The sequence below is a fragment of the Promicromonospora sukumoe 327MFSha3.1 genome (genome assembly GCF_000385135.1).
GTDB lineage: Bacteria > Actinomycetota > Actinomycetes > Actinomycetales > Cellulomonadaceae > Promicromonospora > Promicromonospora sukumoe_B.
In genome coordinates this window covers 1,074,133-1,089,112 of record NZ_ARQM01000010.1, presented here as the reverse complement: position 1 = coordinate 1,089,112, position 14,980 = coordinate 1,074,133, and the positions used below count along the sequence as shown (strand labels likewise).

Sequence of the window (14,980 nt, the reverse complement as noted above, 5' to 3'; positions counted from 1 at the left end):
CATGACGCATCGGACGGGCCCGCTCGTCACAGTTCGGACTCAACGGATAAATCACCCGGTCGACCAACGATTTTCGGGCTTTTCGCCCTCGCCGCCGATCTAGCATCCCGGCACATGAGCACCGATACCGCACCGGACGCGGCCCCGACGGAGGAGCCGTCCGGCGCGACGTCCAAGGGCCCCGGCACGACGGACGAGACCGGCTCCGAGCCGAGGTCCGAGCCCAGGTCAGAGGCAGCGGCACGGGCGGCGGCATGGGCGGCGACGGCGCGGGCGGCGGCCACGGGGGCAGGGGCCACGGGGAGGGCGCGGGCGGGGTCACCGAACGGGTCCGAGGCGACGGCTGAGGCTACGTCCGAGCCGGCCCCCACGGCGCCGTCGTACCCCGGCGTGAGGGACGAGGTGCCCGGCGCGGACGAGGTGCCCGGCGCGCCCGCGGACCCCGGCACCCGCCCGCGCACGGCCGCCCTGCTCAACCTGAGCGGCCTCGGGCTGGGCTACCTGCACCTGCGGGCGTGGCTCCGCCTGGCGGTCGCCCTGGCCGCGACCGCGGGCCTGGCCTGGGTCGCGCTGCCGATCGGGCGCGAGCCGATCGCCGTCTGGTGGGCCGTGGGGTACGTGGGCGCGCTCGGGCTGTTCGCCCTCGACGCCGCGCTGCTCGCCCGGAGCCGCGCCCGCCGCCCGGCCGGGTCCACGGACCGGCGCCGCACGACCTGGTCGCCGGACGCCGCCGGCCGGGTCGCGTGGGCGACGCTCGCGATCGTGCCCCTGCTGGGCACGGGGTACGCAGTGGCGCAGCACGAGGTGCTGGAGACCCACCTGGCCTCCGACCTGGACCGCGCCGAGGCGAGCCTGGAGTCGACGGGCACGGTGTTCGGCCCGTTCAGGGAGACGTACGACGCCGCGTACGCGACCTACCTGGGAGTGGCGGCGGACCACCCCGCGACGCGCGCCGCCGACCGGGTGCCGGGCCTCATCGACGACCTGTACGCGCAGGCCAAGACCGACGACCCGTGCACGGGGCTGGTCGTCGTCCGGCACTTCGCCGAGCCCGGCACGCCCGGGCCGCTGCACGAGGTCGCGCAGAGCGAGATCCCGAGAGCCCTGCACGACTGCGGACTCCGGTCCGCCGAGGCCGGCAACTTCGACATGTCCCGGACCTACCTCTCCGAGCTCCTGGCGGACCACCCGGCCAGCGACTCGGCCCTGGCGGTGCCCGGAAACCTCGCGGAGTGGCGCGACGGCGTGCTGAAGGACCTGAGCGGCAAGAACGGCTGCACCGACACCAGGGCCGCGGCGGCGTCAGCGGGCTTCCTCGCGAAGTTCGAGTCCGGTGAGGTCAGCGCCCTGTCCGACGAGGCGCGCGAGCAGGTGCCCGCCGAGCTCCTGAGGTGCGGGCTGCAGGAGTTCGAGCGCAAGCGGTACGCGACGGTGGTGCAGGCCCTGACCGGTCTGGTGGAGTCGTACCCGCGGGCCAAGGAGGCCGACTACGCGGAGCGCGTGCGGATCGCGGCGGGGATAGCCCTGGTGGACCCGGAGGCCGGCGTCCGGCTCCCCGCCCGGGACGAGCCCGACGGCACGGTCACGCTGACCGTCTACAACTACAGCCCCGACCCCTTCCAGATGGTCTACACGGGGCCGGCCACCGGCGTCGTCGAGATCGACGCGTGCGACGACTGCGAGTACTACCCGGAGGGCGAGCAGCCCGTGTGCAGCGGCTACTCGCTGACTCTCCCCAGCACAACGATCACCATCCCGGCCGGCGACTACCTGACGGCGACCCGCCGCGACAAGACGGTGCTCGGCTGGGAGGGCAAGGGCGTCGACAAGGTGTCCTACACCGCCGACGGCGGGTTCTGCACCTGGTCGTACCGGTACTGACGGCAGGACCAGCCGGACCCGGGCCGCCCAATTCGGTTCCCTCGGCGGCCCGGGCCCGGTTGAATACGTCCTGACATGACTACGTACTACACGTCCGACCTGCACTTCGGACACCTGAACATCATCCGGTTCTGCGACCGCCCCTTCGCCGGCGTCGGGGACATGGACGCCGCCCTCGTGCGGCTCTGGAACGAGACCGTCACCGAGGACGACACCGTGTGGGTGCTGGGCGACGTCGCCCTCGGCTCCCTGGCGGACTCCCTCGCCAACATCGGGCGGCTGGCCGGGCGCAAGATCCTCGTGCCGGGCAACCACGACCGCTGCTGGGAGGGCGACCGCGCGCTGCGCAAGGGCGAGCCGGACGCCCGCGAGCGGCGTCGGGCCAAGGAGCACGAGCGCTACCTGGCCGCGGGCTTCGCCGAGATCCACGACCGGCCCGAGCCGGTCGCGGTGGGCAACGCGACCGTCGAGCTGTCCCACTTCCCCTACGAGGGCGACTCGCACGGCGCGGACCGGTTCGTCGAGTACCGGCTCGCGGACCGGGGCGGCTGGGTGGTGCACGGCCACGTGCACGACACCTGGCGGCAGCGGGGGCGGCAGATCAACGTCGGTGTCGACGCCTGGGGCGGCCGGCCCGTGTCCGCCGCGACGATCGCAGGGCTCATCGCCGACGGCCCGCGCGACCTGGAGCCGCTGGGCTGGGCGTGAGGCCGGGCTGGCGTGAGGCCGGGCCGGCCCGGTCCGGACATGACAAGAGCGCACGTTCGCGGTGATGAACGTGCGCTCAGGCGTCAGGGTGCGTGGCGCCGCAGGTTCGCGGGCCGCACGCACTGCGTCAGCGGAAACGCCAGGGCGTCTGCCGCCGCGCGGGGGTCATGCCGATACGAGCGACTCCGAGTCGCGGTGCTCACGGTCGAACTTGTAGGACTCGATCTCAGTGGCGCTGAACATCAGGTCCGACCCGACCATGTGATAGTCGATCTCACCGGCCTCGAGCAGGTCGATGACGTGCAGCTTGGACACACCCAGCAGACGGGCGGCCTCAAGCGTCGTGAGGTCCTTGTGCTGATTGCTGGCTTCGGCTTCCAATGTGATTTCGTTCACACGGCCAGTCTTGCGCGTTCCGGTGCCCAGAGTCCAGTCGAATCGGTGCGAGTTTCGATATCCGTCGATGATTCTTTTCTCCGCGAGACTGATGCGCCGGGCAATTACTCACGCCCGCGGCGGGGATATTCCTCGCATTGATTCGCACGCCCTTCGCTGCGCCGCTGGTCACGGCGTCTGGAGCCCCCGGTACACCGCGGTCCGCAGCTCCGTGGCGTACGGCTCGAGCTCCGGCATGCCGAGTCGGGCGGCCACGGCGATCTCGGCCTCGGCGTCGTACGGCACACGCACGAACTGCAGGCCGAACGGCGCCGGGCCCGGTTCGCCGACGACGCCCTCGAGGATCACGTACCCGGGAACGGGCTCGTCCAGGGGGTTGCCGACGCTCCCCACGTTGAACAGCGTGCGCCCCCGGTCCACCTCGAGGAACGACTCGTGGATGTCGCCGTAGCCCACCATCGACGGCGGCGCGCCGTCACCGGTCATCGGCGTGTTCCAGAACATGCCGTCGAACTCCTCGGCGGTGTGCCGGGCCCGCACGCGCACGTGCGGGCTCGTCGCGGAGGCGTGGAACAGCCGGATGCGCCGCCCGCTCAGGAGCAGGTCGTGGCTCAGCGGGAGGGTGCGCAGCCACTCGTGCTGGTCGGGCCGCAGCTCGTCGCGCCACCAGACCATCCCGGGGGACGCGTCGTCGCCGAGCGTCGGGAGGAAGTCGTCCCAGTTGCCGCGGATATTGACGTCGCACGCGTCATTACAACGGTCGACGACGGCACTTCCCTGCGGCCCTTTACCGACGAAGTCCCCGAGATTGATGATCTGGTCAATTCCTCGTGACGCGATGTCATGGAGCACGGCGTCGAGGGCCGTCAGGTTGCCGTGGACGTCGCTGATCAGGGCAATTCGTTCGAGGGACACGCCCTGGATCGTCCCACAGCCGGGAACGCTCAGGCAGGGGCCAGGTGATATCCGACGAGACGGTCGATCTCGTGCAGGATGTTCGCCACGACGGGCCGGTCGATCCGTGGTCCGTCGAACCCGGACGCGACGATCCGGACCCAGTCCCGACGCCGCCGGAAGACATGGAACTCGACGTAGCCCTTCGGCTCCTCGGCCCAGGGATCGGCGATCGTCGCGCTGTGCTGCGGCCAGGACCGGTAGGTGTGCACGCGGACCAGCCCCGCCGCGCCCTCGGCCGCGAGCCGCTCGGACAGGGCGATGAGTGCCTCGTGCGCCCGTTCGACCCGCGCGACGAACTCCACCTCGTCGTAGAAGTCGTCCATCACGCCGGACAGCGCGGACCGCTCGCGCAGCCACCGGGGGTCGACCATGACGAGGTCGACCTGCACCCCGCGGCCCGCGGCCTCTGCTATGCGTTCGACGTCCTTCGACACGCCGGTCAGCCCGACCCCGAAGCAGAGCACGCTCTGCTCCGCAGCGCCCCACACGGCATAGGTGTCGGCCTCCCGGCCGAAGTCGCTCCCGGCGGCCTCGATGCCCCGCATCCGCCGTCGCTCCTCCTCCAGCCGGCGCGACGACTCGACCAGCTCGCGGTATACCCAGAGCGGGGCGACGACGATCACCACCGCCGTCATGCAGTACACGACGATCTCGGCGGCCCGGTCCGGGACGACGTCCGGCACGAAGGTCAGCGCGAGGTTCGAGGCGACCCCGAGGGTGATCACGATCAGACCGCTGCGTGTCCACCCCCAGCGGTCGGTCCGGGTCCGTCGGTCCACTTCCGCCACCCCCGGGCCCCGCCTCGGTCGCTCGGTACAGCAGCAGTCCTCATCGGTCCAACAACCAGCAAAGCCTACTGGTCAGGAACGCGGGGGTACAGGACACCCGCGCCTACGCCGCCACCAGCCCCCCGAGCTCCTGCGCCTCCGCCCGCGCCCGCCGGGCCTCGTCGAACCGCTCCTGGTCGTGGAGCGTGAGCGCCAGCGTGCGCAGCGCCTCCGCGAGCCGCGGCCGGTACCGCGCGGCGTTCTCGGCCAGGAGCTCGCGCAACAGGGCCACGGCCTCGCGCACGAGTTCGACCGCCTCGTCGCCGAGCTTGAGCACGGTGAAGATCGCGCCCAGGTTGCTCAGCGACTGGGCCAGCCGGGGCCGGTACCGCTGCGGGTCGGCGTCGACGAGGTCCCGCCAGACCAGGGCCGCCTCGTGCTCGGCGTCCAGCGCCTCCTGCGACCGGTGCAGCCGGGAGTGGGTCACGCCCAGGGCCGACAGCGCCTCGGCGAGCTCGGGCACGTGCCGGGCCGGGTCCTCGGCGGCGAGCCGGCGCAGCACCTCGACGGCCTCCTGCTGGAGCGACCGACCTTCCTCCCACCGGCCGACGTCGGACAGCCCCGTGCCGAACGCCCGCAGCGACCGGGCGAGGTCGGTGAGGTACCGGCCCGGGTTCTCCAGGGCGGTCCGGCGGCGCAGCGCGACGGCCTGCTCGAGGTGGGCCAGGGCTTCCTCGGCCCGGCCCTGGTCGCGCAGCACGTCGCCCACGGCCTGGAGCGTGTCGGCGAGGCCGGGCAGGTGCCGGTCGGGGTCGGCCGCGGTCAGCCGGCGCTGGAGGTCCAGCGCCTCCTGGGCCGGGGCCAGCGCCTCCGCGCCGAAGCCCAGCTCCAGCAGCACGCGTGCCACGTCCGTCAGGGACCGGGCCAGGTACGGGGCGCACTGGTCGGGACGGCGGCGGGCGAGCTCGCGCCACAGGGCCTCGGCCTCCCGGGCCGGTTCGAGCGCGGACGACGGCTGCCCCAGGTCGGTGAGGAGCGCCGCGCGGGTGTGCCGCGCCACGGTCAGGTCGAACCGGGCGGTGCCGGGGTGGTCCGCGGCGGACAGCCGCACCAGCGCCGTGGCCTCCTCGGCGTGGCGCAGCGCCTCGGCCGGACGACCCTGGGCCGCGCACGTGGTGCCGAGGTTCGCGAGCAGGCCCGCCAGGCGCGGCCGGAGCCTGTCGGGGTCCACCTCGGCCGCGCCGCGCAGCAGGGCGACCGCCTCCCGCTCGTAGGGCTCGGCGTCGGCGGCCCGGCCCGCCTCCCCGAGCGCGGTCCCGGCCTCGCCCAGCGCCTCGGCGTACCGCGCGGCGTCGTCGCGGCAGGTGGCGGCCAGGGCGCGCAGCGTGACCTCGGCCCGCAGCTCGCCCAGCGTGAGCGACGGGCGCGGGAGCACGCCCGCGACGGTGCGCAGGGTGTCCGCGTCGTCGGGCAGGATCGCGAGCGCGGCGCCGAGGCCGTCGAGCGCGGCGTCCAGGTCGCCGGTGCGCCCGTCGAGCCGGTCGGCGACCATGCCGGCGGCGCGCAGCGCGGCCCTGCGCAGGGACGGCGCGCCCGCCCCGCGCAGTGCCGCCCCCAGCAGCTCGGGCACGTCCGTGAGCTCCCCCAGGAGGTGCGGGTCCACCAGGGCGCCGGGCAGCGCCCGGTGCGGGTCCAGGTCCAGCAGCCAGCGGCCGACGGCGTCCTCCGCGCCTGCCCGCACGCCCGGCAGGACGGCGGCGACGCGGCGCACCAGGCGCTCGGCCGCGTCCGGCGTGCGCACGCCGGTGAGCGTCGCGGCGGCGACCAGCCCGTCCAGGGCCGCCGGGCCGAGGCCCGCGTCGCCGAGCAGCCCGGCCCCCTCCGCGGAGCGGAACCAGGTCCAGCGCTCGTGCTCCAGGAGCTCGTCGAGCGTGTCGGACACGTCGACGGGCAGCACGCCTCGCGGACCCTGCTCCTGGGCGCGCAGGACGGCGCACAGCGCCGCCGCGTGCAGGTCGAGCATCCGCGCGCCGCCCGGGACCGAGGCGACCGAGACCTGCGGCACGGCCACGCCCAGGGCCCGCGCGTACGGCTCGGCGAACGCGGCCACGACCCGCGCGTCGACCTGCCCGGGCAGGACGGCGTCCGGCAGGGCCGCGGGGGCGCGGCCGTCCTCGAGCAGCTCCCGGAGCACCGGGTCGAGCGTCCCGAGCCGGTCGAACCACGGGCCGGCGGACCGCTCGACCAGCAGCACGCGCAGCGCGCCGTTGCGGCCCCGTGCGGCGGCGGCCAGGAGGTCCGCGAGCGCCGGGCCGCGGGTGCCGGCGTCGTCGACCAGGAGGAGGGCGGGGGCGCCGTCGGGGACCAGCGCCAGGGCCAGGTGCTCCGCGCCGTCGGGCACGTTCAGGCAGGTCCAGCCGGCGCGGGCCATGTGGTGCGCGAACTCGCGGGCGAGGCGGGTCTTGCCGACGCCGCCCGGGCCGGTGACCAGGCGGATCCCGACGGGGTCCGGGCTGGTGCACCACACGGCGAGCGACGCGTGCTCGGCGGTGCGGCCGACGAACGGGACGATGCGTCGTTCCGGCGCGAGGAGCCGCCCCGGCGACGTCGTGTGCGCGACCCCCGCCCGGGGCCTTGACGACAACGTGGACACTCCGTCAGTGAACCCGAATCCTCCTTGATGCGGATATCACACCGAAATGGGCGGCGAAGGGTCAGGTCATGGTGTGCGGCTCAGCCGCTCCTGCTCCTCCGCGAGGATGGTGCGCGACAGCGTGGCCTCGGTCGGGGCGGCGACGTCCACGGCCGACGGCGACGCGTCGGTGATCTCGGACTGGCGGGCGAACTCCTCGAACAGCGCCGACTTGGACCCGAGGATCTCCATCATCCGCTGGTCCACGGACTGCTCGACCAGGAGCCGGTGCACCTGGACGGTGCGGGTCTGGCCCATGCGGTGGGCGCGGGCGACGGCCTGGGCCTCGATGGTGGGCTTGACCTGCGGCTCGCAGAAGATGACGACGCTCGCGGCCTGGACGTTGAGGCCCACTCCCCCGGCGGTGATCTGGCTGACCAGCACGGACGGCCCGCCGGGCGCGGACAGGGCGTCCACCATGGTCTGCCGCTCGGGCACCGGGACCGAGCCGGTCAGCGGCCCCACGGCGAGGTCGCCGAGCAGGTCCATCACCTGCTCCAGGACCGAGAGGAAGTACGAGAAGACGATGACGCGGCGGCCGGCGTCGACGGCCTCCGTGACGAGCTCGCGCAGGCGGACCAGCTTGGCGGAGTCGCCGGCGTCGGACACCGCGAACGCCGCGCGCCGCATCTTCATGAAGTTCCCGGCGAGGACCGCGTCGCGGTAGGCGGCGCCGTCGACGGGGCCGAACTGCTCCCACTCCTCGACCTGCACCATCTCGGGCAGCTCGGTGAGCACGTCCTCCTGGTTGCGGCGCAGGTAGGCGGGCGCGACGATCCGGCGGAACGCCTTGGCGCCGGACAGGCCGGCGTTGGGGTCGAGCTGGCCGGCCACCTCGGGCTGGAGGTAGGCCACCATGTTCTTGAACTCGGCGACCTTGTTCTCCATCGGGGTGCCGGACAGGAACAGGACGCGGTCGGACCGGTCGGCCCAGCGCCGCACCTCGCGGCCGCGGAGCGTCTCGGGGTTCTTCACGTAGTGCGCCTCGTCCACGACCATGAGGGCGGGCCGCAGGTCGTAGGGCAGGTCGAGCCGACCGAGCACCTCGAACGTCGTGACGGCGACGCCGCCCTCGGTCACCCAGCGCGCCGCCGCCTGCTCCCGGTCGGTGCCGTGCAGCACCACGGCGGCCAGGTCGGAGTGCTGCTCCACCTCGCGCTTCCAGTTGGTCACCACGCTCGCGGGGCACACCACCAGCACGTGCGTGCCGCCGGTGGCCACGAGGTGGGCGGCCACGGCGATGGACTGCATGGTCTTGCCGAGCCCCATCTCGTCGCCGAGGATCGTGCGCCGCTGCACCAGCGCGTACCTCGCGCCGAACTGCTGGTAGCCGCGCAGGTTGGCACGCAGCAGGGACCGGTCCAGGGGCTGCGCCTCGACCCGCCGCACGACGTCGGCGGGCAGGCCGCCCTCGGCGGCCTCGTGGTCGTCGCCCAGGTCGACGACCTGGGAGAGCAGCCCGTAGTACTCGGCGGAGCGCGCCTCGAAGTCGGCCCACACCTCACCGCCCTCCGGCGGCTGCCCGACGGCGGCGCGCACCGCCCGTGCGTCGTCCGTCAGCCGGGCGGCGCGCACCTGGGCGTCGAGCACCGAGACCGCGGTGAGGGCGGCGGCCTTCTTGTCGGCGGGCGCGACCAGCCGCCGCCAGAGGCTCGTGGCGAGCTGGGCGGGCTCGAGGTTCCCGGGGACGACGTCGGCCACGCGACGGGCCTCGTCGAGGTGCCGGTGCCGGGCGTCGGTGGCCAGCCCGAACGCGTACAGGGACTGGACCAGCACGGTCGCGTAGGGGTCGTCGGGGTCGACGTCGATGCGGAACCGCAGCTCGGCGTCGACCTCGTCGGCGAGCTCGCGGGCGGCCGACGTGGCGAGCTTCGCGGTGCCCGCGCCGATGCCGGCCTCGACCAGCCGGTCGGTCCCCGCCACCAGCACCTGGGCGACGTGCTTGTACCCGGCCTTCTCCAGGACCGCGACGCGCAGCTTCTTGCGCCGCTCCTCCAGCGCCGTGACGGACACGGCGCGCAGGTCGGCGTGGACCCGCACCTCACGCGTGGCCGTGTACGCGTCGCGGACACGCTCGCGCAGACCGAGGTCCGCGGTGGTGAGCAGCCGGGCGTCGTCGAGCAGCGCCTCGGCCTGCTCCAGGACGCGGCGGGCCGCGCGGGCCTTCCAGGGCCGGGGCGGGCCGGCGGGGGCGGCGGCCGGGGTGTCGGCTGGGCTGGGGAGGGTCGTCTGCTCGGTCATGGCGCTGCGAGCGTACCCGGATGGTCTGACATGCCCCATTTATGCCAGGGCTATGTTGAGCGCATGACGAACGAGCAGAGCAAGTTCGGCGGGACGACGGTCACGACGGTCGAGGAGCTCCGCGAGATCATCCCGCCGCCGCTGGAGACGGCCGCGAACAAGGTGCGCCCCGCCCTGCACGAGCTCGACCGGCAGTGGCTCGCGGCCTCGCCCCTGTGCCTGGTCGCGACGTCCGACGCCGAGGGCAACCTCGACGTCTCCCCCAAGGGCGACCCGGCCGGGTCCCTGGTGCGGGTGCTGGACGACCGCACGATCGCCGTCCCCGAGCGCCCCGGCAACCGGCGCACCGACGGGTTCCTCAACGTGCTGGCCAACCCGCACGTGGGGCTGATCTTCGTGATCCCCGGCCGCGGCGACACCCTGCGGGTCAACGGCCGGGCGCGCCTGGTGCGCGACGCGCCCTACCTCGCCGAGCTCCAGGTGCGCCGCAACGTGCCGGTCCTCGCGCTGGAGGTGGACATCGAGGAGGTGTTCCACCACTGCTCCAAGGCCTTCCTGCGCTCGAAGACCTGGGACCCGGAGACCTGGGGCCAGGACGAGGTGCCGCGCCGCGCCGTCATCTCGCGCACGCTGGAGCGCCCGGACGACAGCCTCGAGACGCTCGACGCGCACTACGGCCCGAGGTACGCCGACACGATCTACGGCTGAGCCCCTGGGGCGGGTGATCTTCGCGACTCTGGTTGGCAGCACTCCGGCGCCGGGGGACGATGCGAACATGTCCGCACCTTCCGAGGGCCCGACGTACCCCGCGCCACGACCGCGGAGGACCGGCCCCAAGGTGCTCACGTTCGGCGGGATCGCCGTCCTGGTCCTGGGCATGATTCTCGGCGTCGTCGGGGTCGCGGGCGCGGCACGGGGTGTCGTCGACCTGATCCCCACGGACCTCGTCACCCGCGAGGGGACGGCCGGCAGCGACGCGCTCGCGCTGGGGCCGTCCACCACGCCGCTGCCCTTCGACGTCCGGGAGCGGGGCGGCTACCTCGTCCTCGAGGTCTCGCAGGACCCGTCGGCCCGCCTGCCCGCCTCGGCGGTGAGCGCCGAGGGGCCGAGCGGCCCGGAGCGCATGAGCCGGCCCGACCAGTCCGGCTCGCTGGAGGTCAACGGCTGGTCGGTGTTCCCCGTCGGGGTGCTGGTCCCCGACGAGGAAGGTACGCACGCGATCGTCGTCGACCCACAGGTGGCCTCCGCCGACGTCAGCATCGCCGTGAGCGGCCCGTACAACGCGGGCAGCGTGGCCGGCATCGGCGGCAGCGGGATCGTCCTGCTGATCGGCCTCCTGGTCGGCGGGCTGGGCCTCGCGATGCTGATCGCCGGGATCATCTGGTGGGCGGTCGCGCGGAGGTGAGGCGGTCCGGGGCGGCCCCGGGCCGGGGCGGACGTCACGCGGGGTCGGCGGTCACGCCGGCTCGTCCATCCCGAGCATGGCCCGGACCGGGGCGACGCCGGTCAGCGTGACGTCGGGCCGGTGCAGGTCCGGGCGCGCCGCCCACATCTCGCGGGTCATCCGGTAGCGGTTCTCGGTCGCCGGGCCGCCCTTGCGGTCCACGAGCGCGACGCCGTTCGGCGCGTACCCGAGCGACCGCGTCACGCCGTTGGACTCCGGGTTGTCGTCGAAGGCCTCGGTCGTGGCGTCGGCGGCGCCGAAGCCCTCGAACAGCAGGTGCAGCGCCAGCAGCCGCATGCGCTTGCCGAGGCCCTTGCCGTGGTGCGCCAGGCCGAGCCAGGAGCCGGTCCCGGCCGAGCGCGTCGCGGCGAACGCCTTGGCGCCCACGCTCTGGACGCCGACCGGCTCGCCGTCGAGGAACACGCCGAGCTCCAGCGCCCAGGCCTCGGCCGCGATCCGGCCGCGCGACGCCCAGTGGTACTGCAGGAGCCCGCGGCGCACCTCGTCCGGCTCGCCGACGTTCCACGGGACGAGGAACGGGCTGCGCTCGGGCGGGTGGATGCCCGCGACGGCGAGGTCGGCCAGGCGGACGAGGTCGGCGTCGTCGGGCAGGCGCAGCTCGAGGTCACCGCTCGTGACCCGGAGCCCGAACGGCGGGAAGGCGCTGGCGAGATCCATCGCCCGACCGTTCCAGGTGCCGCCGGGCCCGGGCAACCTGAAATCGGCCGACGGCGTGTCGAGCTCCGGAGCAGCTCATGCTCGGACGAGGGGTGTCGGGTGGGCTGCATTTCGCACCGGGACGGCCGGCGACAGGCGGGCTCACACCAGGGTCGCGTCCGCCGCGTGCAGCGCCACCGCGCCGAGGTTGCCGCCCGACTGGGCCGCCCAGGCGTGCTGGCGCATCGCGCCGTTGCCCTGGGACCAGAGCCCGCCGAGCAGCTCGGTCACGGTGTCGAGGTCGCCGAGGTCCACCAGGGCGTCGCGGACGTGCTCCACGAGCGCGCCGACGACGTCGTGCGCCGGGGCCGGCCGCCAGGTCCGCGGGTCCACGAGGGCGCCCGACAGGCCGGACCGGCCCGCCCGCCACAGGGCGGTGCGCAGGATCTCCACGGGCACCTCCGGCGGCGGCTGGTCGCCCGCCCGCGCCGCCGTCTCGACGAGTCCCCGGGCCAGCGCGGCCAGGAGCGTCGCCGTGTCGGCGGACAGGCACACGTCCGCGACCCGGATCTCCACGGTCGGGTACTTGGCGGAGAGCCGGGCGTCGAAGTAGACCATCCCCTGGTCGAGGATCGTGCCGGTCGCGACCAGGCCCGCGACGGCGGCGTGGTACGCCTCGGGCGACCCGAACACCCGCGTCGGGCCCGCCGTCGGCCAGCGCGACCAGACCTGCGAGCGGAAGCTCGCGTACCCGGAGTCGTCGCCCATCCAGTACGGCGAGTTCGCCGACAGCGCCAGCAGCGGCGCGAGCCACGGGCCGATGCGGTCGAGCACGACGACGCCCTCGGCGTCGTCGGCCACCGCGACGTGCACGTGGCAGCCGCTCGTGAGCTGCTCGCGCGCCGTCAGGCCGAACTCGGCGCGCGCCTGCAGGTAGCGGAGCTTGCCGACCGTCGTCCCGGCGAACGCCAAGGGCGACGTGCCCAGCGCCGCGATGCGCGCGTCGTGCCGCTCGGCCGCCGCCTGCGCGCCGGCCCGGCCCTCCCGGATCGCCGCGGCGACGTCCTCGAGCGTCGAGCGCGGCGGCGTGGCCGTCTCGATCTGCTCCTCCATGAACTCGTGCTCCAGCGGGCCGTCGTCCGGCTCGGCGGTGCCGAGCACGTCCTGGGCGCGCGCGATCGGCGCCCCGTCGGCCCCGACCAGCATGAGCTCTTCCTCGACGCCGACGGTGCGCCTGTTCGTCGTCACCGTGTCGTCACAGCAGGGCGAGCGCCGCGAGGGCGTCCCGCGTCGCGTCGGCCGCGGTCATCCGCTGCGCGCGCACGATGTGGTCCCGGCTGGCGTGGTCGAGGAACTGGACCGGCAGGCCCATGTGCACCTGCGGTGTGCCGATGCCCTGCTCCCCGGCGCGCTGCGCCAGCATGTCGCCCACGCCGCCGTCGACCACGCCGTCCTCCAGCGTGACCACGAGGTCGTGCTCGCCGCAGAGCTTGACCAGGTTCTCCGGCACGGGCAGCACCCACGTCGGGGAGGCCACGGTGGCCTCGACGCCGTGCGCCGCGAGCGCGGTGCCGGTCTCCATCGCGCAGGCCGCCATCGACCCCACGCCGACGACGAGCACGCGCCGGGTCACGGCGCTCTTCTGGCGGGTCGGGTCCGGGGTGAACCGGCCCACGACGTCCACGCCGTCGAGCTCCTCGACGGCCGGGATGTCGTCGCCGAGGGCGCCCTTCGGGTAGCGGACCACGGTGGGCGCGTCGTCGACGTCGACGGCGGCGCGCAAGGCCGCGCGCAGCGTCGTCTCGTCGCGGGGCGCGGCCAGGCGCAGGCCCGGCACGATGCGCAGCATCGCCATGTCCCACATGCCGTTGTGGCTGGCGCCGTCGTCACCGGTGATGCCGGCGCGGTCCAGGACGAAGGTGACGCCCGCCTTGTGCAGGGCGACGTCCATCAGGACCTGGTCGAACGCGCGGTTCAGGAACGTCGCGTAGACGGCGACGACGGGGTGCAGGCCGGCGAACGCCATGCCCGCGGCCGACGTCGCGGCGTGCTGCTCGGCGATGCCGACGTCGAAGGTGCGCTCCGGGAACTGCTCCTGGAAGGGCGCGAGGCCCACCGGGTGCAGCATGGCGGCGGTGATCGCGACGACGTCGGACCGGCGGCGGCCGATCTTGACGATCTCGTCGGCGAAGACCTTGGTCCAGCCGAACCGGCTGGCGGCCACGGGCAGGCCGGTCTCGGGGTGGATGACGCCGACGGCGTGGAACCGGTCGGCGATGTCCTCCTCGGCGGGCTTGTAGCCGCGGCCCTTCTCGGTGATGGCGTGCACGATCACGGGCCGGCCGTACGCCTTGGCGCGGCCGAGCGCGCGCTCGAGCGCCTCGGTGTCGTGGCCGTCGACGGGGCCGATGTACTTGATGCCCAGGTCCTCGAACAGGCCCTGCGGGGCGACGACGTCCTTGAGGCCCTTCTTCAGGCCGTGCAGCCAGCGCCAGGCGAAGCGTCCGGGCGGGCCGGAGCGGTGCAGCGCGCGCGTGCCCCAGCTCAGGAACGCCTCGTAGCCGCTGGTGGTGCGCAGCGTGTCGAGGTGGTTGGCCAGGCCGCCGATGGTCGGCGAGTAGGAGCGGCCGTTGTCGTTGACCACGATCACGAGCTTGCGGTCGCGGCTCTCGGCGATGTTGTTCAGCGCCTCCCAGGCCATGCCGCCGGTGAGCGCGCCGTCGCCGATGACGGCGACCACGTGGTCGTCCTTGCCGCGCACCTGGTTGGCCTTGGCGATGCCGTCGGCCCAAGACAGGGCGGTCGACGCGTGGGAGTTCTCCACGACGTCGTGCTCGGACTCGGCGCGGCTCGGGTAGCCGGACATGCCGCCCCGCTTGCGCAGGTCGGAGAAGTCCTGGCGGCCCGTGAGCAGCTTGTGCACGTAGGACTGGTGGCCCGTGTCGAACACGAGGGAGTCGCGCGGCGAGTCGAAGACCCGGTGCATGGCGATGGTCAGCTCGACGACACCGAGGTTGGGCCCGAGGTGCCCGCCGGTGCGCGAGACGCTCTCCACCAGGAAACGGCGGATCTCCTCGGCGAGCTCCGGCATCTGGCCGGGCGTCAGAGCCCGGACGTCCTGCGGCGAGCGGATGTCGCTCAGCAAGCCCATGCGCGTCCTTTCGTCGTGCCCGGTGAGGGGCGAATCGGGGCCCCACTCTAAGGGGAACCGACCACTCCACTGTGCCACGCCGCGGC

The 14,980-nt window shown here is 74.1% G+C and carries 12 protein-coding genes; 4 read left to right on the top strand and 8 right to left on the bottom strand.

Annotation, left to right across the window (positions count from 1 at the left end; all coding sequences use genetic code 11):
* Positions 1-114 precede the first annotated feature (114 nt).
* Both H291_RS0108530 and H291_RS32385 read left to right on the top strand, forming a co-directional pair.
* Positions 115-1,881, top strand: a complete 1,767-nt coding sequence (locus H291_RS0108530; RefSeq protein ID WP_157236781.1) for a hypothetical protein — start codon at positions 115-117, stop codon at positions 1,879-1,881.
* A gap of 75 nt (positions 1,882-1,956) precedes the next feature.
* Entirely contained in the window at positions 1,957-2,589 is a 633-nt protein-coding gene (locus H291_RS32385; protein WP_020014568.1) for a metallophosphoesterase, read from the top strand.
* 165 nt (positions 2,590-2,754) lie between these two features.
* On the opposite strand, the gene H291_RS33245 is transcribed toward H291_RS32385, so the two are convergent.
* The 5 genes from H291_RS33245 to H291_RS29185 all read right to left on the bottom strand — a co-directional run bounded on the left by H291_RS33245 (position 2,755) and on the right by H291_RS29185 (position 9,642).
* Entirely contained in the window at positions 2,755-2,985 is a 231-nt protein-coding gene (locus H291_RS33245; protein WP_198012431.1) for an excisionase family DNA-binding protein, read from the bottom strand.
* Positions 2,986-3,153: 168 nt separating this feature from the next.
* Positions 3,154-3,900, bottom strand: coding sequence for a metallophosphoesterase family protein (locus H291_RS0108515; RefSeq protein WP_026365541.1), 747 nt, complete (start codon positions 3,898-3,900; stop codon positions 3,154-3,156).
* Between the two features lie 29 nt (positions 3,901-3,929).
* A complete protein-coding gene (locus tag H291_RS29195; protein ID WP_157236779.1) occupies positions 3,930-4,667 on the bottom strand; it encodes a hypothetical protein in 738 nt (245 codons plus the stop codon).
* Positions 4,668-4,833: 166 nt separating this feature from the next.
* Positions 4,834-7,362, bottom strand: coding sequence for a tetratricopeptide repeat protein (locus H291_RS29190; RefSeq protein ID WP_020014564.1), 2,529 nt, complete (start codon positions 7,360-7,362; stop codon positions 4,834-4,836).
* Between the two features lie 66 nt (positions 7,363-7,428).
* The gene (locus H291_RS29185; RefSeq protein ID WP_020014563.1) at positions 7,429-9,642 is read right to left on the bottom strand and encodes a DEAD/DEAH box helicase; all 2,214 of its coding nucleotides are present in this window, start codon (positions 9,640-9,642) and stop codon (positions 7,429-7,431) included.
* Between the two features lie 63 nt (positions 9,643-9,705).
* Here H291_RS29185 and H291_RS0108495 point away from each other — a divergent pair, with 63 nt between their 5' ends.
* Entirely contained in the window at positions 9,706-10,350 is a 645-nt protein-coding gene (locus H291_RS0108495) for a pyridoxamine 5'-phosphate oxidase family protein (RefSeq protein WP_020014562.1), read from the top strand.
* 67 nt (positions 10,351-10,417) lie between these two features.
* Positions 10,418-11,047, top strand: a complete 630-nt coding sequence (locus tag H291_RS0108490; RefSeq protein ID WP_157236778.1) for a hypothetical protein — start codon at positions 10,418-10,420, stop codon at positions 11,045-11,047.
* A 51-nt stretch (positions 11,048-11,098) separates the two neighbouring features.
* Here H291_RS0108490 and H291_RS0108485 read toward each other — a convergent pair whose 3' ends face one another.
* The 3 genes from H291_RS0108485 to dxs all read right to left on the bottom strand — a co-directional run bounded on the left by H291_RS0108485 (position 11,099) and on the right by dxs (position 14,894).
* Positions 11,099-11,764, bottom strand: coding sequence for a GNAT family N-acetyltransferase (locus H291_RS0108485; RefSeq protein WP_020014560.1), 666 nt, complete (start codon positions 11,762-11,764; stop codon positions 11,099-11,101).
* Positions 11,765-11,905: 141 nt separating this feature from the next.
* A complete protein-coding gene (locus H291_RS0108480) occupies positions 11,906-12,991 on the bottom strand; it encodes a carboxylate-amine ligase (RefSeq protein ID WP_020014559.1) in 1,086 nt (361 codons plus the stop codon).
* A gap of 7 nt (positions 12,992-12,998) precedes the next feature.
* On the bottom strand, positions 12,999-14,894 hold the full coding sequence (dxs, locus tag H291_RS0108475; RefSeq protein ID WP_020014558.1) for a 1-deoxy-D-xylulose-5-phosphate synthase: 1,896 nt from the start codon (positions 14,892-14,894) through the stop codon (positions 12,999-13,001).
* Between the last annotated feature and the right edge of the window lie 86 nt (positions 14,895-14,980).